This is a genomic window from Solidesulfovibrio sp., from assembly GCF_029978005.1.
In the GTDB taxonomy this organism is placed as follows: Bacteria; Desulfobacterota; Desulfovibrionia; order Desulfovibrionales; family Desulfovibrionaceae; genus Solidesulfovibrio.
Genome location: NZ_JARKOZ010000120.1, coordinates 1 through 20,303, shown reverse-complemented (window position 1 = coordinate 20,303; position 20,303 = coordinate 1). Strand labels below are relative to the sequence as shown.

Below are 20,303 nucleotides of genomic sequence, written 5' to 3'. Positions count from 1 at the left end.
GGTGTGCGGTACGCGGCCGTTCTTGAAAAAAAAGTGGAGGCATGCGCCGTTTCAAGGGCAGGTAAAAGCAACCAATGTGCCCTGGTTCGCAATTTCAAAAATTGTTAATAGTTGAAGTATTTTCGATTCGCGGGTAATAATAACCGTGACCGGAGCGTGTTTTGCCTTTTCGTTGATTTCAATTATTTTTCATGTATTTTTATGAAATTTCGTTGTCATTGATTTGCGTGTTCCAAGCAAATGTTTTTAAAATAGGGGTAGTTTGAAGAGCGTCATGTTGCGCAGCGGCGAAGCGTACATTGCGGCACGGCCTGGCAGGAGGGACGAAAAGCTTTCCCCGTGTGTTCGGTAACAAAAATGTCTGTCACGGGCTCGTCGGGAATCAGCGGCGTGACGCCTGTCGATCGCCCGACCGGCGACAAGCTGCTTGGAGCTGTCAGCACGTTCGCAGCCGCCGAAGGGCTTTTCGTATCCGGGGGAGGTTTCGAGCCAAATGCACAAAAGGAGCTTGCTGCAAGATTGTTTCGAGTAAGACTTTGGTCGCAGCGGGAATTGTTCGAGCAGCTATTCTCGACCTTTGAAAAACTTGATGAAGATTTGAAGGCAGAGCTCCCGTTGAAACGGATATGGACTGATGGTCCGAAAATCCCGGGCAGGTCATCGACACCATGTCGCCCTTGGCTTACGTAAGGATGCATGGTCTCGCTTCCCCAGGGTTCAAATCAAAAACGGCCACGAAATCGGGGGAACTCCACCCGGCTCTTTCCAATTTCCCTCAACTTCACTTGGCGTGTATGATTTTTATCCGTAGGCTGTTCATAAAAAAGACATCGCCGCAACCTTACGGCGGAGAAACGAATAAAGACCTATTAAATTCAATGAATTGTCTTTGAAGACCGTTTGGCATGGTATTTGATACCAAATCAGTATGATATTATGGTGCACGTGTCCGCCTTCTCCCGGACCTGGCCGCATGATCCGGGGAAAGGCATGCGCTCCATACTCGCCATAGCCGCTGGACGATGCCATCCCCCATGACCAACGGGCGGAGGACAGGAGGGTGAGGATGATCGGGAACTTCCTGGAAACGCGTTCGGCCAGGAGCATCTGGCAACGTATTGTGCTCATGGCTCCCATCGTCGGCCTGTTGGCGGCATCGGTCCCGGCCGTGGCCGCGGCGGAGCCTTCCGGCGTCGAAGCCTACGTCGCCGAGGCCCTGGCCCAAAATCCCGACATCAAGGCGGCCAGGGAGCGGGCCGCCGCCGGCAGACGCCGGGTGGGACCGGCGAAAAGCCTGCCCGATCCTTCGATCTCCGTAGGATACCAGAACGACGGCCTGCGTTGGTACACGTACAGCAATTCCGACGACGCCCAATGGATGGCCGGCTTTTCCCAGACCATCCCCTATCCCGGGAAGCTCCTCGCCAAGGGCGACGCCGCTGCCAGCGAAGCCGACGCCTTGAGCATCCAGGCGGAAATCACCCGCTTCAAAACCGAGGCCCGGGTTCGGGAGCTCTATTACGAACTGTTCCTGGCCCACAAAAGCCTGGAACTCCTCGAACGCAAGGAGAAGCTGCTGGCCGGCATGGAGCAGACCGCCCTGGCCCGGTATGGCGCCGGAACCGGCTCCACCCAGGATGTGCTCATGGCCCAATCCGAAAAATACCAGCTCCTCGAACGCCGCGAGAGCTTGAAGCAACGGCTGAAAACCCAGGAAGCCATGCTGGCGGAGGTTCTGGGGCGCCGTGATCCCGGGACGATCCCGCCGCCGGCCGAGCCCCCGAAGGAGGCCTACTCCCGGTCCCTGGACGAACTCCTCGGGCAGTTCGCTCCCAAAGCTCCCGAAGCCAGGTCCAGGGAGAAGATGGTGGAGACGGCCGACGCCAAGGTCCGTGTGGCCAAGGGCGAATTCGTCCCGGACGTGACCCTCAACACCGCCTACGCCAGCAAGGGGTTCAAGACGGAACGGGAACTCACCGACCCCGTGAGCAATACGACGTATACCGGCCGGACGCAGAAATTCGTCGACATGTGGACGCTCGGCGTCTCGGTCACCATACCGCTCTATTTCTGGTCCAAGCAGGCGGAAGGCCTCAAAGAGTCCCGGCACAACCTGGAAACGGCCAGGCAGGAACTGGAAGCGGCCAGAAACCAGATCGCCGCCATCGTCCGCGACAATTACGCCGCCATCAAGGCCGCCGAGGCCACCATGGCCTTGTATGTCCATTCGCTGGGACCGCGCAGCCGCCAGGATTTCGAATTGTCCATGGCCCGCTACGCCGCCGGCGGCGGGGACGCGTTGACCGTCTTGTCGCGCCTCAAAAATCTCTTCGACTACGAAACCGAATACTGGGGCAGGGCCGTGGAGCAACAAAAAGCCGTGGCCAAGCTGGAAGCCCTGCTCGGTCTGGCCCGGGACGCCGGGCAAAACCTCGCGCACGCCGGCCAGGCCCAATAACCGCCGCGCCACGGAGACGCCCATGCCGCGCTCGTATTTTTCCCTCTTTCTCCTCGTTGCCGCACTGTCCGTGCCGGGACGCGTCCCGGCTCAAACGGAGCACGCCGGGCATGCCATGCCCCAGGCCGGGCAGGGGACCGAAGCGCCGGCCGCTGCGGCGTCTCCCCATGCCGGCCACAACATGCCGATGCCCCCGGACGCTTCTTCCAGGCAACCGGCACCCCCGGCTCCAGTCCCGACCGGCTCCCAGGGCCAGGCCGGAGGGGGCGATTCCGGCGGTCATGCCGGCCATGTCGCGCCGCCGCCCACCGTCACCATGGGCCCGGACATCATGCGGGCCATGGGCGTCTCCACCGTCGTCGCCGCGAAAAAGCCGCTCCAGCGCGCCCTGCGCGCCACCGGCCGCGTGGAGCTGGACGAAAGCACCCTTGTGGCCGTGACGACCAAGGTCGAAGGCTGGGTGGAAAAGCTCTACGCCGATTCCACGGGCAAACCGGTCAGGAAAGGCGAGACCCTCGCCGCCATCTACAGCCCGGAAGTCATGGCCGTGGAGATGGAATACCTGCGCCTTTTATCCTGGGCCGACTCGACTCCGGCCCCGACCGTCGGCGCCGATCCGAATCTTTCCCTCGGCAACCGGGACGCCAGGGCGCTGCTCGGCGCGGCCAGGGACCGGCTGCGGCTCTACGACGTCGGCCAAGGACTGGCCGCCGCCCTGGAGCGGACCCGCCGGCCGGTGCGCACCTTTGCCCTCGCCAGTCCCGTCGACGGCTTCGTGGTGCGCAAGGCCGTCATCCAAGGCGGCAGGGTCATGCCCGGCGAAACGCTCCTCGAACTGGCCGACCTTTCGAAAGTCTGGGTCGTCGCCGACGTCTACCCCCAGGAACTCCCCTGGGTCGGCCCCGGGACCAAGGCCACCCTGCGCCTGGCCGGTCTGCCCGACGCCTTCCCGGCCACCGTGGATTACATCTACCCGACCCTGGCCGACGAAACGCGCACGGCCAAGGTCCGCTTCGTGCTCGCCAACCCCAAAAACGTTCTGCGGCCCGGTCAGTACGCCCAGGCCGAAATCGCCATAAACCTGGGGCAGCGGTTGGTCGTGCCCCGCGAAGCCGTCATCGACACGGGCGAGCGGCAGGTGGCCTACGTGGCCAAGTCCGAGGGCGTCTTCGAGATGCGCCACGTCACGACCGGCGTCGAGGCCGGCGAAGACGTGGAGGTCGTTTCCGGGCTGGCTGCCGGAGACAAGGTGGCCGCGGCCGCCGCCTTCCTCATCGATTCCGAAACACGCTTGCGCGGCGGCAGCGGCGGCGGCGGGCATCATCATTAAGTGAGCCACCGCAGGCCCGGGAGAGGCGTCGCCCCTCCCTGGCCCCACCCCCGGGGGAACGTCCCCCGGCACCCCTGCAAAGGGGGAGTCCACAAACAGAAACCATGGAGGAACTATGCGCAAGATCCTGATGACGGCCATGCTGGCCGGCGGTCTGGCCCTGGGTTTGGCCGGCGTCGCCGCGGCGGACGAGGACATGTTCAAAGCCATGGATGCCAACAAGGACGGCGTGCTGACCAAGGACGAGTTCGCCGCCCACGGCATGCAAAACGACTTCGCCAAATACGACAAGGACGGCGACGGCAAAGTCAGCCGGGAAGAGTTCGACGCCGTCGAAGCGGCCAAGGTCAAATAGCCGTCCTGCCGGAAAGGACCCATGAACCCAGAGAGGGGGCCGGGGGGGCATCATGCCCCCCGGCGGGTCCAGGGCGGAGCCCTGGTCGCCGAAGGCTTCCAAAGGATCGTCCGCCATGCCCATCCGCGCCGTCATCGCGGCCAGCGCCCGCAACCGGTTCCTGGTCATCCTGGCCACGGCCCTGTGCGTCCTGTGGGGTGCATGGGCCCTGCGACAGACGCCCCTGGACGCCATACCGGACCTCTCGGACCCGCAGGTCATCATCTATACCGACTGGGCCGGACGCAGCCCCAACCTGGTCGAGGACCAGGTGACCTACCCCATCGTGACGAGCCTGCTCGCCGCGCCCAAGGTGCGGGCCGTGCGCGGATTCTCCTTTTTCGGCAGCTCGTTCGTCTACGTGATCTTCGAGGAAGGCACGGACATCTACTGGGCGCGCAGCCGCATTCTCGAATACCTGCAGTCGGTGACGAGCAAGATGCCGGCCGGGGTCACGCCCCAGCTCGGTCCGGACGCCACCAGCCTCGGCTGGGGCTTTTCCTATGCCCTGGTCGATGACGGGAACCGCTACGATCTCGGCAAGCTGCGCTCGCTTCAGGACTACACGCTCAAACTGTCCCTGGAGAGCGTGCCCGGCGTGGCCCAGGTGGCGAGCCTCGGCGGCTACGTCAAACAGTACCAGATCACGGTCGACCCGGGGAAACTGCAAAGCCAGGACATCCCGCTCTCCCGGGTCCTGGAGGCCGTCAAGCAGAGCAATACCGAGGTGGAAGGCCGGGTGCTGGAATTTTCCGGCATCGAATACATGGTGCGCGGCCGGGGCTACCTGACCGGGGCGGCCGATCTGGAGCAGATTTCCCTGGGGCGCAACGCCCGAGGCGCACCGATCTTACTCAAGGATGTTGCCGAGGTGCGCATCGGGCCGGAAATCCGGCGCGGCGTCGCCGACCTCGACGGCCGGGGCGAGGCGGTGGGCGGCGTGGTGGTGGTGCGTTTCGGCGAAAACGTCCTGTCCGTCATCGAGCGGGTCAAGGAAAAGATCGCGCGCGACATCGCCCCGACCCTGCCCGAGGGCGTGCGCATCGTGCCGACCTACGACCGCTCCGACCTCATCACGCGCTCGGTCCACACCCTGACCGAGGAGATCGTCAAGCTGACCGTGGCCGTCTCGGTCGTGTGCGTGGTGTTCCTGTTCCACCTGCCAAGCGCGCTCGTGGTCATCCTGACGTTGCCCGTGGCCATCCTCATGGCGTTCGTCTGCATGCACGCCCTGGGCGTCTCCTCCAACATCATGAGTCTTTCCGGCATCGCCATCGCCATCGGCGCCATGGTCGACGCGTCCATCATCATGGTGGAAAACGCCCACAAACGTCTCGAGGAATGGGAGCAGGAGGGCCGGCCGGGCAGCCGCACGGCCGTGATCGTGGATGCGGCCGTGGAGGTGGGGCCGTCGCTCTTTTTCTCCCTGCTCGTCATCACCCTCGGATTCCTGCCGGTCTTCACGCTCCAGTCCCAAGCCGGCCGGCTTTTTACGCCCTTGGCCTACACCAAGACCTTCGCCATGCTGTTCGCCTCGCTTCTGGCCGTGACTTTGACCCCGGTGCTGATGACCATTTTCATCAGAGGCACGGTGCGCTCCGAGGACCATAATCCGATCAGCCGCCTGCTGCGTCTGCTCTATACGCCGTTCGCCCATCTCGCCCTGCGCTTTAAAAAGACGTTGTTGGTCCTGGCCGTGGCGGTCCTGGCCGTGACGGTCATCCCGTTTTCGCGGCTGGGTTCGGAATTCATGCCGCCGCTCTACGAGGGAACGCTTTTTTACATGCCGGTCACCATGCCCGGGGCCTCTATCGGCCAGGCGCAAAAGCTGTTGCAATACCAGGACGCGGTCCTCATGACCATTCCGGAGGTGGAGCAAGTCTTCGGCAAGGCGGGCCGGGCCGAAACCGCCACCGACCCGGCCCCGCTGGAGATGTTCGAGACCACGATCAACCTCAAGCCCGAGTCCGAATGGCGGGCGGGCATGACCGTGGAAAAGCTCAAGGCCGAGATGGACGCCAAGCTGGCGATGCCCGGGGTGGTCAACGCGTTCACCATGCCGATCAAGGCCCGCATCGACATGCTGGCCACGGGCATCCGCACGCCGGTCGGCGTGAAGGTGCTCGGGCCGGACCTGTCCACCATCGAGGCCGCCGGCGAAGCCATAGAAAACGCCATTCGCGGCGTTCCCGGCACGCGCAGCGTCTTCGCGGAGCGGGTGGGCACCGGCTATTTCCTGGACATCGCGGTCAAGCGGCAGGAGGCGGCCCGTTACGGGCTCTCCGTGGGCGAGGTGCAGGACATCGTGCAATCGGCCGTGGGCGGCATGAACCTGACCACGACGGTGGAAGGCCGCGAGCGCTATCCGGTCAACGTGCGCTACCCCAGGGAATTGCGCGACAGTCTGGACAAGCTGCGCCGCGTGCTGGTGCCGGTCATGTCCCGGCAGGAGCCAGGCGAAGGGCGGAAGATGGGGGCTTGGCCTTCCGCGCTGCCGCCGCCGTTGGGTGTGGCGGCCGCCGCCGGCACGGCCCAGATTCCCCTGGGCGAGCTGGCCGACATCAAGGTGGTCAAGGGGCCCACGGTGATCAAAAGCGAGGAGGGGCTGCTCGTTTCCTACGTCTACGTGGACTTCACCGGTCCGGACGTCGGCTCGTACGTGGAGCGGGCCAGACAGGCCGTGGCCGGCCTGTCCCTGCCCAAGGGCGTGCGGCTGGTCTGGAGCGGCGAATACGAATACCTGCTGGCCACCCACGAGCGCCTCAAGCTCGTCATTCCGCTGACCGTGGCCCTGATTTTCGTGCTGCTCTACATCAACACCGGATCGGTGGCGAGCACCTGCGTGGTGCTTCTGGCCGTGCCCTTTTCCCTGGTCGGTTCGTTCTGGTTTCTCTACCTGCTCGGCTACAACATGAGCATCGCCGTCTGGATCGGACTGATCGCCCTGGCCGGCCTCGATGCCGAGACCGGCGTGGTCATGCTCCTTTACCTGGAGCTGGCGCATGCCCAATGGCAGAGGGAAGGGCGGCTCCGTACCCGGGACGACCTAAACGACGCCATCTTCCACGGCGCGGTCAAACGCATCCGGCCGAAGATCATGACCGTGACGGTCATCCTGGCCGGTCTGCTCCCCATCATGTGGAGCCAAGGGGCCGGCTCGGACATCATGAAGCGCATCGCCGCGCCCATGATCGGCGGCGTGGTCACCTCGACCATTCTGGAATTGCTGCTCTATCCGGCCATCTACGCCCTGTGGAAAGGACACGGCTTGCCGCCAGGGAGAAAGTAGTCCGTTTGGTTTGGACGAGCGGGCGAGGCTGGCGCAACTGCGCAGGGGGCTGCGTTTTCGAAAACGCGCGCAGGGCTTGGTGCTAGGCAGGCTTTCCCCGCGGCGAAGCGCCGCCCCAGGACATCGCCGCCGTCATCGTGCGCGGCGGATCCGCCAAGTCGCGTTGGCGAGCCGGACGAGGAACTGCTTCGGCCGGGAGATCAGGGCAGGCGGCACCGTGCCAGAAGACCGGCGATGTCGCCGTCGAGAAAGTGCTTCACCAGATCGGGCAGGAAGTGCCCCCGCGTCTTTGCCGGATCGACGCCGAAAGCCTGCCAGAGCAGGCCCAGAAGCTGCTGCCTGCGCTGATGGAAGGACGTGGACATGCCGATTCCCATGCCTTGGCGACCCGGTCGTTGCCCCGGTTCCCTCGGACGGATGCAGGACTCCGAAAGCGCCAGGTAGCTCCTGCAACCATAGGGACGCCACGGGTAGATCTGACACAGGTCGTCCGCGAGAAAGGGGCAGTGGGCCGTGAACTCCATCTGGTCGAAACTGCCGTCGTCCACCCCATGAAGGGCCCGACGCGCCGCCCAGCCCGGAAATCGGGACCGCATGGCTTTTGTTTCCGCGTCCCAGCCGGCGTACCGTTCGAGGAAACGCTCGAGCTTCTCCTTGTCCCTGGCCAGGTTGAACCCGATCAATGCGGCTTCGAACGGATTCGACAAGATGACCTGCTTGCAGCAGGCCGAACATCCCGTCGTGCAATAGATGCTTCGTCCGGAGCTGGCGATCTGCTCGGTCAGCAAGGTGTGTATCGAATCGAAAAAGGTATGGGACCCATGGATTACATGCGTCGTGGGAAGGATGTCGCCACGGTCCTTCACGAAGCGTGCGATCGTGCGCGAGAATTCCTGGGGTGATGCCGTTATGAAGAACTGTATTCCGGCAGAGTAGAGTGAAAAAACCGCATGATGCTCATTCGGAGGCGTATCGCAACGAATTTCTGCTGTTATGACGCCGGACATTGCCTTTTGCTCCGTACGCTTGAAATCGCCTCCTATGATATGAAAAAATAAATATTACCACAATATTTGTTTGCAACGATTTCCGGCCTGATGCGTCTGCGGCATGCCGCCGCTTAGCCCGGGCGTGAGCGTCAGGCTCCATGCAGTCGAAGACGCATGCCGACGGCGCAGCGTCCGTGAAGACCGCGCGCCCGGGCCACATCGTGCCCGCCGCCGCCCCTCTCGGGGACGGCTGCCGTCCTTCGGGGCGCATCGCGGCCAGGCATGTCGAAACGGCGGCGCTTGTCGAGGAAAGGGGACGAGACAAGGTCTTGCAGGCTTGCGGGGGCGGGGCGAAAGGCTCCCTGGCGGGCCGGGGCGGACCCGCTCAGGCCGGAGCGGCCGCCGGCGGCGACGCCTCCAGCGTCGGAACCATCCGCCGGATGGCGTCCCTGAGGGCGTGCATGTCCATGGGTTTGGCGAGATAGGCGTCCATGCCGGCGGCGAGAAACTTGGCTTTGTCTTCCGGCATGGCGTAGGCCGTCATGGCGATGATGGGGATGCGCCTGCTCGCCTCGCCGCAGGCGCCGCCACGGATGGCCCTGGTCGCGGCCACGCCGTCCATGACGGGCATCTGCACGTCCATGAGGATCACGTCGAAGGGTTCGGCGGCAAGCAAGCGCAACGCCTCCCGGCCGTTTCTCGCGGGCTTCACCTGGCAGCCGGCCTTTCGGAGCACCGCCATCCCGTAAAACAGGTTCTCCTCGTCGTCCTCGGCAAGCAGAACCTTTACCGGGCGGCTTTTTAACGGGACCGCGGCGGCCTCCGGGGTCTGGGAGGCGTTTGCCGGCAGCGGACGGCGCAAGGGCAGGCTGAGGTAGACGGTCGTTCCCTCGCCTTCGACGCTGTCGATGTCCAGCGCCGCGCCGAGCAGGGGCACGAGCCGGCGTACGATGGCCAGTCCCAGGCCCGCTCCCTGGAAACGTCGGGTATAGGCGGCCTCGGCCTGGACGAACGGTTCGAAGATGTCCTTGAACAGGTGGGGGGCGATGCCGATGCCGGTGTCGCTGACCGTGAAGAGCGCGCGCAGGCTGCCGTCGTCCCGGACGTGCAGAGGCGCGGCGGTGACGGTCACCCGGCCGTGCTCGGTGAACTTCAAGGCGTTGCCCACCAGGTTGAAAAGGATCTGACGCAGCCGCGCCTCGTCGCCGACGAGCAGCGGCGGCATCCGGTCGTCGACGTCAAACTCGAGGGCCAGCCCCTTTTCCACGGCGAGCGGGGAAAAGGTGTCGATGACGGCGTCCTTCTGGCTCTTGATCTCGAAGGGCGTTTCCACCAGGGGCAGCTTTCCCGCCTCGACCTGGGACAGGTCGAGGATGTCGGAGAGCAGGCGCGTCAGCCGCTTGGACGCCTTCACGGCGTTGGTGATGTATTCGTTCTGCTCCTCGTCGGTGCCGGTGCCCTGCAGCAGCTGGAGCATGCCGAGGATGCCGTTTAAGGGCGTGCGTATCTCGTGGCTCATGTTGGCCAGGAATTCGCTCTTGGCCCTGCTGGCGGCCTTGGCTTCCTCCATGGCCTCCTGCAACTGGGCCGTGCGCTCCCGGACGCGATCCTCCAGTTCCCTTTCCGCCTGCTTGTTGTGGATGGAGTAGCGGATGGAGCGTTCGAGCAGGTTGGCGTCGAGCCTGGATTTGGACAGGAAATCGGTGGCTCCCGCTTTCATGGCCTTGATGTCGATCTCGCGGTCGCCCTGGCCGGTCAGGAGGATGGCCGGCGTCGGCAGGCCTCGCCGGGCGAATTCCTCCAGCAGTTCGAGGCCCGAGCGCGCGCCGAGCTGGTAATCCACGAAGCAGACGTCGAAACGCTGCGCCTCCAGGGTGGCCAGGGCCTCGTCGTAACCGGCAGACCATGTGATCTGATAGGTCTGCCCCGGGATCTTGGCGAAGTGCGCGGAAGCGAGAAGGAAATCTTCCTCGTCGTCGTCGATGATCAGGACCTTGAGGGGATCAGCCATGGTCGTTTTCCTTACTCGTTGGGTTGCTGCCGCAAGGGGATGGTCAGGAAAAACGTCGCTCCGCTGCCTGGCCGGCTCTCGGCCGTGATCGTGCCTCCGTGGCGTTCCACGCTTTTTTTGACGATGGCCAACCCGATGCCCGTGCCGGGAAACTTGCCCCGGCCGTGGAGCCTCTGAAAGGGCTGGAAGATCTTTTCCAGGTATTGGACGTCGAAGCCGATGCCGTTGTCCGTCACGGCGATGCGGGCGTATTCCCGGCCGTCCCTGGCTTCGGTCGCGCTGGTCACCATGATGCGCGGCGGCGTTTCGCCGTGAAACTTGAGGGCGTTGGAAAACAGGTTCTGGAAGGCGCGGCGCATCTGCAACGCATCGACCTCGGCCCAGGGCATCAGGTCGATCGTGATCTGTCCGCCCGTCTCCTTGACGGCCGTCTCGATGTCGGAAGCGGCCTCCCGGGCGAGCCGGCCGAGATCGGTCGCGACGAACGGGTTGGGACGGGTGGTGATGCGGGAATATTCCAGCAGGTCCTGGATGAGGGTGTTCATCCGGTCCACGGCGTTTTCCATCCGGCGCAGGTAGTCGTGCCCCGTGGCGTCGAGATTTTCCGCGTTGTTCTCGCGCAGCCGCTCGCCGAAGGCCTTGATCTTGCGCAAGGGTTCCTGGAGGTCGTGGGAGGCCACGGCAGCGAACTCCTCCAGTTCACGGTTGCTGCGCTCCAGGTTGGCCGTGCGCTCCATGAGCAGGAGCGAAGCCTCGGCCAGGGCCTTGCCCACCGCGTCCGTCTCCTCGAGGCCGAACGCGCCGGGAGCCACGGCGTTGCCGGCGGCCAGCTCCCGGGCCGGCGGGATCAGGGCTCGGATGGAGCGGGAGATGCCGCCCGCGATATGCCCGGCCAGGATGATGCCGGCCACGGACAGGAGAACCGTGCCCGCCACGGTCCAGAGGAGCCATTCCCGCAACTGCTCCCACACCAGGGCCTTGGGCATGTGCACGACCACCGACCAGCCGGACTCGGCGGACCGGCTCAAGCAGGCCAGGGAGGAAATGCCTTCCAGATTTTTGAACTCCTTGACGTAATCTCCCGCGCCCGGGTTTCCGAACAGGGGCGGCACCTGTTTTCCCACGAACGCCCCGGGGTTCAGGGTGCGGTAGACCGCCGTACGCTTGCTGTCCATGATGAGCCCCACCCAGCCCGAGGGCAGGGGGTAGCGTTCCATGATGGCCACGATGCGGTTGGTGGGCAGGGTCAGGCCCAGGTCGAAGAGGATGTTGCCGTCCCGGACGACGGGCACGTCCACGCTGATGAGCGCACGTCCGGTGAGGGCGCCCCGGAAAAGGTCGCTGACCACGGGTTTGCCTTCCTCGAACACGCGGCGCACCAAGGCGCTGTTGTTGCGCTTGGGCAGGGGCGTGCCCGGGGGGCGGAAGGAATTGTAGAGTTGCTGGCCCGTCGCGTCGGCCACGAGGAGGTCGGACTCGGGATAGGCCTGGAGGAACAGCTTGGCCTGCCGGTGGAAGGCGGAGAAATCCCCGGTGTCCAGCGAGGGCGAGGTCGCCAGCGCGCCGAGAGCGGCCTCGATGATGTCGATCTCCTGGTCAATGGCCTGCATCAGGGTCTGGGCGGTGTCCAGCAGCCGCGCATCGACGCTGCGCGTCTTGTCCTGGTAGGCGAAATAGACCAGGGAGCCGGCGGCCAGCCACACGGGCGTCACGCAAACCAGCACCAGACAGGCCAGCCTGTAGCGCACGGAGCGCCAGTTCCAGATGTTCGCCAGGAGCATTCCGTCCTCTTATGCGCGCTGCTCCACGGGCAGCGTCATGATGAAGCACGAACCCTTGTCCGGTTCGCTTGCGACCGTGATCGTTCCCTTGTGCCGTTCGAGGACCTTGCGCACGATGGCCAGGCCGATGCCCGTGCCTTCGTAAGCCTTCTTCCCGTGCAGACGCTGGAAGGGCTGGAAGATCTTCTCCTTGTACTGCTCGGCGAAACCGATGCCGTTGTCCTCGATGGAGATCCTGGCCATCGCCCGGCCGGCGTCGGTGACGACTTCGCCGCCGATGCGCACCTTGGGCGGGTTGCGCCCGTGGTACTTGAGCGCGTTGGAGATGAGGTTGGCGAAAACCTGGCGCATGAGCGCGCCGTCGACTTCCGCCCTGGGCAGGTCGCCGATCTCGATTTCGCCGCCGGCCTGCGCCAGCGCATGGTCGAAGTCCTGGGCCGCCTGGCGGGCGAGCTCCCCGAGGTCGGACGCGGCGAAGGCATGCTCTCCCATGGACACCTGGGAATATTCGAGCAGATCGCTGATCAGGGACTGCATCCGGGCGGCCGCGTTTTCCATGCGGAGCAGGTAATCCCGGCCGTCTTCCTCCAGCACGGCGGCGTATTCCAGGCGCAGGCGCTCCCCGAAGACCCGCACCTTGCGCAAGGGTTCCTGCAGGTCGTGGGAAGTGATGTAGCTGAAGTTCTCCAATTCGGCGTTCCTGGCCTCGAGTTCGCGCGTGCGCTCCCTGACCCTGACCTCCAGGGCGTCCCGGGAATGGCGCAGCAGCTCCTCGGCCCGCTTGTGCTCGGTGATGTCCGTGGCCACGGAGAGCATGTGGCTTTTGCCGTCGATCTCCATGCGCTCGATGGACAGCAGCACGCTGACGGCGGCGCCGGATTTGGTCCGCAACGCCGCCTCGGCGTCGGTGATCCGCTCTCCGGCCGCGAACCGGGCCCTGATGTTTTCGCGCACGTCCAGGTCGCGCCAGATGCCGAGCTCCAGCGAGTTCTTGCCGATGATCTCCTCGCCGGCGTATCCGGTAAGCCGGAGATAGGCTTCGTTGACGTGCAGGTAGCGGGAATCCTCGTAGGTCACGATGGCCATGGGCGCGGGGCTGGCCTGGAAGACCGTCGTGAACTGGGTTTCGCGTTCCCGCAACGCCTGCTGCGCCTGTTTGCGCTCGCTGATGTCCTCGCTGCACACCACGATCCCGCCGACGACGTCCTGGGTCGTGTACCAGGGCCGCACCTCCCAGCGCACCCATTGGGTGGAGCCGTCGGCGCGCGTGAAGGGGTCCTCTTCGGCCCGTTCCACGGCCCCGGCCAGGCAGCGCTGGTGGATGTCCTTCCACCGCTGGGAGATCTCGGGAAAGATGTCGTAATGGCTGCGCCCGACGAGTTCGCGCCCGGCCAGGCCGTAGTCGGCGAGCCAGCGCCGGCTGACGGCCATGTAGCGCATCCGCCGGTCGAACATGGCGATGGCCGCCGGCGCGTGCTCGATGAAAAGGCGCAGCAGCTCTTCCCGCTCGCGCAGCTCCTCTTCCATGCGCTTTTGTTCCGAGATGTCGGTATTGGTGCCGAACCACTGGAGCACCCGGCCCGAGGCGTCGCGCTGGGGGTTTACCCGGGTCAGGAAGGGGCGGAACCGGCCGTCGGCCCCGAGCAGCGGAAAGACCATGTCGAAGGGTTCGCCCGTGGCGATGGAGTCCCGCCATTTTTCCATCACCGCCGGAAGCACGGCCGGGTCGTGCACGGACTTCCAGCCCCAGCCTTCCATCTGCTCCGGGGTGGTCCCGGTATAGGCGTACCAGCGGTCGTTGTACCAGATGAGATGGCCGTCGGCCCGGGCGATCCAGGCGAGTTGCGGGATGGCGTTGGCCAGCATCCGGAATTTTTTTTCGCTTTCGCCGAGCTCCCTGGTGCGCTCCGTGATGCGTTGGGCCAGGTCCCGGCCGGCCGTGCGCAGTTCTTCGATGGCCTGGCGCAGGGAAAGCGCCAGGGCCAGGTGGCGGGCGATCAGCTCCAGGCCGCGCACCAGTTGCGGGGTGAACATGTCCCGGCGCTTGTCCTCGAACTGGAGTAGGCCGTAGGTCGTGTCGTCGCAGCGCAGCGGCACCAGGGCCGAGGATTCGTAACCCGAGGCGATGCAATTGCCCCGTATCCGGTCGAGCAGTTCGGGACGCCGCCGCACCAGTTCGGTGTTGGCGTTGCTCCAGAAACTGCCGTACTCGGTGACAAAAGGCTCGTTGCGGTCGAGCCTGCCTTGCAAGACCATGCCGCAGGCGCATTCGAGCAGGGGGGCGCCGTCCGCGTCGAGGGCCGGCTGGCCGTGGCTGCCCTTGGGGCAGAGGTTGTTTTCCAGCCGGATGAATTCCTCGGAAAGTCCCCGCGTCTGGAAGTAGGGGAAGTCGTCCCCTTCCCGCAGGCGCAACCCGACGGCGTCGAAGCCCGTTTCCCGGGCGAGCAGGGTCACGATTTCGCGCAGCAGCTCGGGCGTGGCCGTTTCCGAGCGGATGCAGCCGAGGGCGGCGGCGGTCAGGACGTCCAGGCGCTCGCGCTGCGCCAGTTCCCGGCGCAGCCTCTCGACTTCCCGGGCGAGCGTTTCGGAGCTGGATTGGGCCTCGTTCATATTCTCCCGCCTGCGTGCCGCCGCAGGGGCGTCGCTTTTCCCGGGGCCTGGCCGTTCACCGTTCGGGCAACTTGACGATCTGGAACCAGTACTCCCCGAATTTGCTCACCACTTCGCACATGCTCTGGAAGGTGACGGGCTTGGTGATGAAGCAGTTGGCCCCGTCCTGGTAGCTGCGCAGGATGTCCGCATGGGTTTGGGAGGTGGTGAGGATGATGACGGGAATGTCCTTGAATTTCGGATCGTTTTTTATCTCCTTGAGGGCCTCGCGGCCGTCCATGCGCGGCATGTTGAGGTCAAGGAGAATGATGTCCGGGCGGGGGGAAAGTTCCGGATCGGCGAAGCGGCCCTGGCGCCGGAGGTAGTCCAGGAGCTCCACGCCGTCCTCCGCGACGCGCAGATCGTTGGAAAGTTTAGATCTCATGAAGGAATCCCTGATGAGGATCACATCGTCCTCGTCGTCGTCGGCCAACAGGATCACCACGGATTTGACTGCACTGGACATGGCACCACTCCCAAGCTTATCGCAAGCCTAGCAGAAAGGTACACCCCTTGCCAACACATCGTCATGATATTGGTCGATGGGGCGGCGCGGCATCCGATTGCGGCGACGACGTCCGGGAGGGCGGCGCACGGGCCGGGTCGGGGGAGCGGGCATGGCGGAACTCGTCTCCGCCATGCGGTTTCCCGGGAGGGCGCTTCGTCGCCTGGCGACGTCTCCGACGCTTCGCAATACGTGACGCAACGCCGGCACGCGTCGTGAGAGAAAGACCTTTTGACGGCCGAGAGAAAAAGTCGATACGCCTTGACGCGACGCGACAGAGTGGAATAGCTTCCGATTTTCCAGTCTCACCTCGATTTATCGAATGCCAAGGGGCCTGCTGACGGCGGACGACGCCGCAGGCCGATGGGGATGCTGCGTCGTGGTGCACGGATACGGGCGAAATACGCGATGGAGTCTGGTCGTGCTTGGCGTCGTTCTCATCGTCGCCGCCTGCATCAGGCTGCATGATCTTGGCGTGCCGGAACTGCAGTGGGACGAGCACCTTGCCCTCCACCGGGCATCCCTTCCCGTGGCCGAGATGTTGAAGAGCCTCAACGGACAGGCGGCCTCGGACGTCGCCCTCGACACGTCCCCGCCGCTGCACCACTTGCTGATCCATTGTTTTCGTCTGCTCAAGGACGACGACTTCACCGTCCGTCTGCCGTTCGTCCTTTTCGGCCTGGCCTCGCTGGCCATGCTGTTTCTGGTGGCTAGGCGGTTCTTCGACGAGCAGGCCGCCTTGTGCAGCGCGCTTTACGGAGCGCTGCTGCAGTTCCACGTCGCCTATTCCAGGTACATGCGCTGGTACGTGGTCTTCTACACGTTTTCGCTCCTGTCCCTTTACTGCTACAAGCGCCTCCTCGACGACCGGACCTGGCGGTCGGCCCTCGGCTACGGCCTGGCCACGACGCTTATGCTCTACAGCTCCTACATCGCCGCGCCCTTCGTCCTGGCCCAGGCGCTTTTCACCTGTTGCCTGTGCCTCCCGGCCGTCTGGCGCGCCGCCGACCGGCCGGCAGCCCTGCGCCTGGCCCTGGTCCACGGCCTGGGACTGTGCCTGGCCGGGCTGCTCTACCTGCCCCAGGTCCCGGGGCAATTCGTGGCTTTCCACACCTTCTACCAGGGCGGCGGCCACGCCTTCGACCCGTACCGCCTGGGCAAGGCGTTTCGGGAGATCACGCTTTATTTCCGGGACTCGGACTTCACGGGCACGGGCATCGTGGCGCTGTTCATGCTCCTCGGCGCGGTCTGGAGTCTGCGAAACCGGCGGGGCCGCGACCTGGCGCTGCTTGTGCTCTGGTGCGGGCTGCCGACCCTGGCCGCCTTCGCCGTCAACGTGCAGACGCAGGTCACGGCCAAGTACCTGGTGGGGCTTTTCTTCGCCGTGCTGCTTTTCGCCGGAGCCGGGTCCGCGGCCCTGGCCCGCTGGCTCCTGGGCCGGCGGCTCGCCCCCGGTTCCGGCCGCCACGCCGCGGCCTGCCTGGCTCTCGGCTTCGCCGGCATCCTGTGGATCAGCGGGCCGAACTTCCAGTACGAAGCCCTGTACCGCGGCTGGCACCACAACGTGCAGCGCTGGGCCCGGTATCTGCTCCTGCACAAGGAAGACGTCGGCTACGTCATGTTCGAATACAACCGGCCGAAAAAGGTCGTGCTGACGCGCGAGCTTCGCGACGCCTACCGGTATTTCGGCGACGTGGACGCGCGCGGCTACCGGAAGTTCTATTATGTGACGCAGCAGGGCGGCTTCGAGCCGGCCGGGCTCGTGCGGGTCATGGACATGCCGCAGGAGGACGAGACCGTGCTTTTCTCGCGAGGGGGCGTGGTCAGTCAGGCCCCGCTGGTGGTTTCGCCCGGGCCCGGCGGCGCGCCGGTCTATACGGACGATTTCACCACCCTGCGCTTCTACGAGACGGTCTGGCAGGCGCATAACGTCGCCCCGGACTACCGCCTCCACGCCCTGTCCCTGTACAGCCTGGACGCGCCGGGGCAGGCCACCTGGAAGCTCGTCGCCGCCCCCGGGGCGACCTGCCGGTCCGTGGCCGTGCGCTTCGACGCGGTCATGCGCGCCAAGATCCGCGTCATGCGCCCCGAAGCCCGGCTGCGGCTCTACGCCGGCCAGGACCCGGACCGCCTGGCCCTGGTCGAGGACATCGACTACGATCGCTTCGTCGCGGCCGACCCCGGCTACGGCCAGGCCGGGGCCACCGGCGAGTCCACCCTGCCCGTGGCCGCGAACCTGGCCTGGGCCGACCCCGGCAAGCCGCTCTACGTGCGCCTGGAATTCCTCACCGGCCGGTATTCGGCCTACATCGACCTGGAGCGGCTGCGCTTCGAGGCGGCGGGCGAACCGGGCGACGCCGCGGCACGGACTCCCCTGGCCGTGCTCGACAACATCGCGGCCAACGCCGCCCTCGCGCCCTGGACGCCGGATGTCGCGCCGCTGGGGCCCGACGTCCTGCACGCCTTCTGCGCCGCCGACGCCCGCTGCCCCGGCCGGTCCGGCGCGGCGGCCTGGCAGCCGGCCGCCGACCTGGCCCGGTTCCGGGCGGCCCATCCGGGCCTGCCGCCGGTGGCGGTCGTGGGCGGAGCGGACGGCGAGCCGGTCTTTTACCTCTACGACCCCAGGCTCGCCGACTCGACCGTGGCCCTGCCCGACGGCCGGGGGGAGAAGGTGGCCGTGGACGCGGAGCTCCCCTGGACGGTGCGGGGCCTCTCCTTCACGGGCGGCGTCTCCCGGCCCGTGCTCCGCCTTGGCCGGGAAAGCCTCCCCATTCCCCTGGCCGTGCCCGAGGGCTCGCTCGTCACGCTCAACCTCGGCGGCGAGGGCCTGGTGAGCCTTTCTCCCCTGTTCACGCCCGAGGGCTTCGACCTCTACAACATGGTGCGCCGCGACAACCTCAACATCCTGCGCAAGTCCCTGACCTGCCTGAAGGACCGGCCCTGCCTGGCCGAGTACGTCTTCGCCTCGGAGATCCCCATAAAGGGCGTGCGGGCCATGATCCATCCCGTCCTGCAGACGGACAAGCCCAATTACGCCAGGGTGTTCTACGGCGTGAACGACATCGACGCCCGCAAGGTGTTCCTGGATTTCTCCGAGCGCGGCCCCCTGGACGTGTCGTCCACCTACGAGGGCGTGGTGCGGGAAGTCCTCTTCGACAAGCCCGTCAACATCCTCTTCGTGGGCTGCGAGCTGTCCGGGCCCGGGGCCTCCATCCGCTCCGACCCCAAATACCCCATGCGCATCGAGGTGCTGCTCGACGCCTCGGCCCTGCCCGCCGTTTCCCTGGGCGCAACTCCCACGACCCTGCGCCAGGACTCCCAGGTCGGCGGAGCCATGCGCCTGTGGCTCTCCGGGGAGCCCCTGCCCGTGCGCGAGGCCTGGGCCACCCGCTAGCGCCCCCGCGCGAACGCCGCTCTTGAGCTTGGCGGCGCAAGGCTATACCCATGGACCCCCGTGGAGCCGACGAAGCGCGCCGGCCCCGAAAGCCGCCAGGCCGAGGCCCGGCGGGGAGGTGCCGACATGTCGGAAAACGATTCCGCCTTTCCGGCGGCCCAGGCCCAATGCCTCATGTGGATCACGCCCCGGCCGGAGATCGTCTTCGCCTCCGGAGAAGGCTCGTGGCTCACGGACGAAGCGGGGAAGCGCTACCTGGATTTCGTGCAGGGCTGGGCGGTCAACTGCCTGGGGCATTGCCACCCGGCCGTCACGCACGCCCTGGCCGAACAGGCCTCCCGGCTGGTCAACCCGAGCCCGGCCTTCTACAACCGGCCGGCCATGGAATTGGCCGAGGGCCTCGTGGCCCATTCGGCCTTCGACCGGGTCTTTTTCGCCAATTCCGGCGCGGAAGCCAACGAAGGGGCCATCAAGCTGGCGCGCAAGTGGGGCAGGAAGCACCGGCGAGGGGCCTACGAGATCGTCACCTTCGAGAACTCCTTCCACGGCCGCACCCTGGCCGCCATGTCGGCCTCCGGCAAGCCCGGCTGGGACACGCTCTACGCGCCCCAGGTGCCGGGCTTTCCCAAGGCGCGCCTCAACGACCTGGATTCGGTCCGGGCCCTTGTGGGCCCGACGACCGTGGCCGTCATGCTGGAGCCGATCCAGGGCGAGGCCGGGGTCATCCCGGCCACGGACGCGTTCCTGCGCGACCTGCGGCGGTTCACCGAGCAGGAGGGAATCCTGCTCATCGTGGACGAGGTGCAGACGGGCATGGGCCGCACCGGAACGCTTTTCGCCCATGAGCAGGCCGGCGTCGCGCCGGACGTCATGACCCTGGGCAAGGGCATCGGCGGCGGCGTGCCGCTTTCGGCCCTGCTGGCGCGGGAGTCGGCGTGCTGCTTCGAGGCCGGCGACCAGGGCGGGACCTACAACGGCAATCCCCTCATGACCGCCGTCGGGACGGCCGTGCTGGACGTCCTGCTCGCGCCGGGCTTCCTGGAGGAGGTCCGGGCCGTGGGCGAACACCTGGGGGCGCGGCTTCGGGAACTCTCGGACGCGCTCGGCCTGGCCGGCGAGCGGGGGAGGGGGCTTTTGCGCGCGCTCCTGCTGCCCGACGGCCGCGCGGCCCGGTGCGTGGAACTGGCCCGCGACCGGGGGCCGGAGGGGCTTTTGCTCAACGCTCCGAGGCCCGACGTCCTGCGCTTCATGCCGGCGCTGACCGTGTCGCGCCAGGAGATCGACCTGATGATCGACTGGCTGCGGGAGACGCTGCCGCTGGCGGGCTGAGGCGACCGGCCCGGCCGGCTTGTTTTCGCCGCTTCTTCCCTGTAATTTCCCCGCGCCCGCACAACATTCACCAGGAGGCCCGCCATGGCGACCATCGGCACGCCGCTCACCCCGTCCGCCACCAGGATCATGCTGCTCGGCTCCGGAGAACTCGGCAAGGAAGTGGCCATCGAG

Annotated in this window: 12 protein-coding genes; 7 read left to right on the top strand and 5 right to left on the bottom strand. The window is 65.8% G+C overall.

All coding sequences use genetic code 11. From position 1 onward, the window contains the following. Positions 1-357: 357 nt before the first annotated feature. From Q1K70_RS22155 to Q1K70_RS13595, 5 genes are all read left to right on the top strand, one after another. Positions 358-690 carry a restriction endonuclease gene (locus tag Q1K70_RS22155; protein ID WP_366521703.1) on the top strand — a complete coding sequence of 111 codons (333 nt, stop codon included), beginning with the start codon at positions 358-360 and terminating at the stop codon, positions 688-690. A 376-nt stretch (positions 691-1,066) separates the two neighbouring features. After that, complete coding sequence (locus Q1K70_RS13610; protein ID WP_300160649.1) at positions 1,067-2,458, top strand: TolC family protein; 1,392 nt, start codon at positions 1,067-1,069, stop codon at positions 2,456-2,458. A 22-nt stretch (positions 2,459-2,480) separates the two neighbouring features. Then, complete coding sequence (locus tag Q1K70_RS13605) at positions 2,481-3,788, top strand: efflux RND transporter periplasmic adaptor subunit (protein WP_300160647.1); 1,308 nt, start codon at positions 2,481-2,483, stop codon at positions 3,786-3,788. A gap of 115 nt (positions 3,789-3,903) precedes the next feature. Beyond that, positions 3,904-4,143 carry an EF-hand domain-containing protein gene (locus Q1K70_RS13600; RefSeq protein WP_300160645.1) on the top strand — a complete coding sequence of 80 codons (240 nt, stop codon included), beginning with the start codon at positions 3,904-3,906 and terminating at the stop codon, positions 4,141-4,143. Between the two features lie 115 nt (positions 4,144-4,258). Further along, positions 4,259-7,471, top strand: a complete 3,213-nt coding sequence (locus Q1K70_RS13595) for a CusA/CzcA family heavy metal efflux RND transporter (protein WP_300160643.1) — start codon at positions 4,259-4,261, stop codon at positions 7,469-7,471. Positions 7,472-7,671: 200 nt separating this feature from the next. Here Q1K70_RS13595 and Q1K70_RS13590 read toward each other — a convergent pair whose 3' ends face one another. From Q1K70_RS13590 to Q1K70_RS13570, 5 genes are all read right to left on the bottom strand, one after another. Next, positions 7,672-8,478, bottom strand: a complete 807-nt coding sequence (locus tag Q1K70_RS13590) for a YkgJ family cysteine cluster protein (RefSeq protein WP_300160641.1) — start codon at positions 8,476-8,478, stop codon at positions 7,672-7,674. A 367-nt stretch (positions 8,479-8,845) separates the two neighbouring features. Then, entirely contained in the window at positions 8,846-10,471 is a 1,626-nt protein-coding gene (locus tag Q1K70_RS13585; RefSeq protein ID WP_300160639.1) for a response regulator, read from the bottom strand. A gap of 11 nt (positions 10,472-10,482) precedes the next feature. Next, positions 10,483-12,252, bottom strand: coding sequence for a sensor histidine kinase (locus tag Q1K70_RS13580; RefSeq protein WP_300160637.1), 1,770 nt, complete (start codon positions 12,250-12,252; stop codon positions 10,483-10,485). 9 nt (positions 12,253-12,261) lie between these two features. Further along, complete coding sequence (locus tag Q1K70_RS13575) at positions 12,262-14,862, bottom strand: PAS domain S-box protein (protein WP_300160635.1); 2,601 nt, start codon at positions 14,860-14,862, stop codon at positions 12,262-12,264. Positions 14,863-14,917: 55 nt separating this feature from the next. After that, positions 14,918-15,367, bottom strand: coding sequence for a response regulator (locus tag Q1K70_RS13570; protein WP_300160633.1), 450 nt, complete (start codon positions 15,365-15,367; stop codon positions 14,918-14,920). Positions 15,368-15,827: 460 nt separating this feature from the next. Between Q1K70_RS13570 and Q1K70_RS13565 the strand changes: the two genes are divergently transcribed. Together Q1K70_RS13565 and Q1K70_RS13560 are read left to right on the top strand one after the other, a co-directional pair. Further along, entirely contained in the window at positions 15,828-18,800 is a 2,973-nt protein-coding gene (locus Q1K70_RS13565) for a glycosyltransferase family 39 protein (RefSeq protein ID WP_300160630.1), read from the top strand. Positions 18,801-18,926: 126 nt separating this feature from the next. Continuing rightward, positions 18,927-20,129: an acetylornithine transaminase gene (locus Q1K70_RS13560; protein ID WP_300160627.1), complete on the top strand. Its 1,203-nt coding sequence runs from the start codon at positions 18,927-18,929 to the stop codon at positions 20,127-20,129. Positions 20,130-20,303 lie beyond the last annotated feature (174 nt).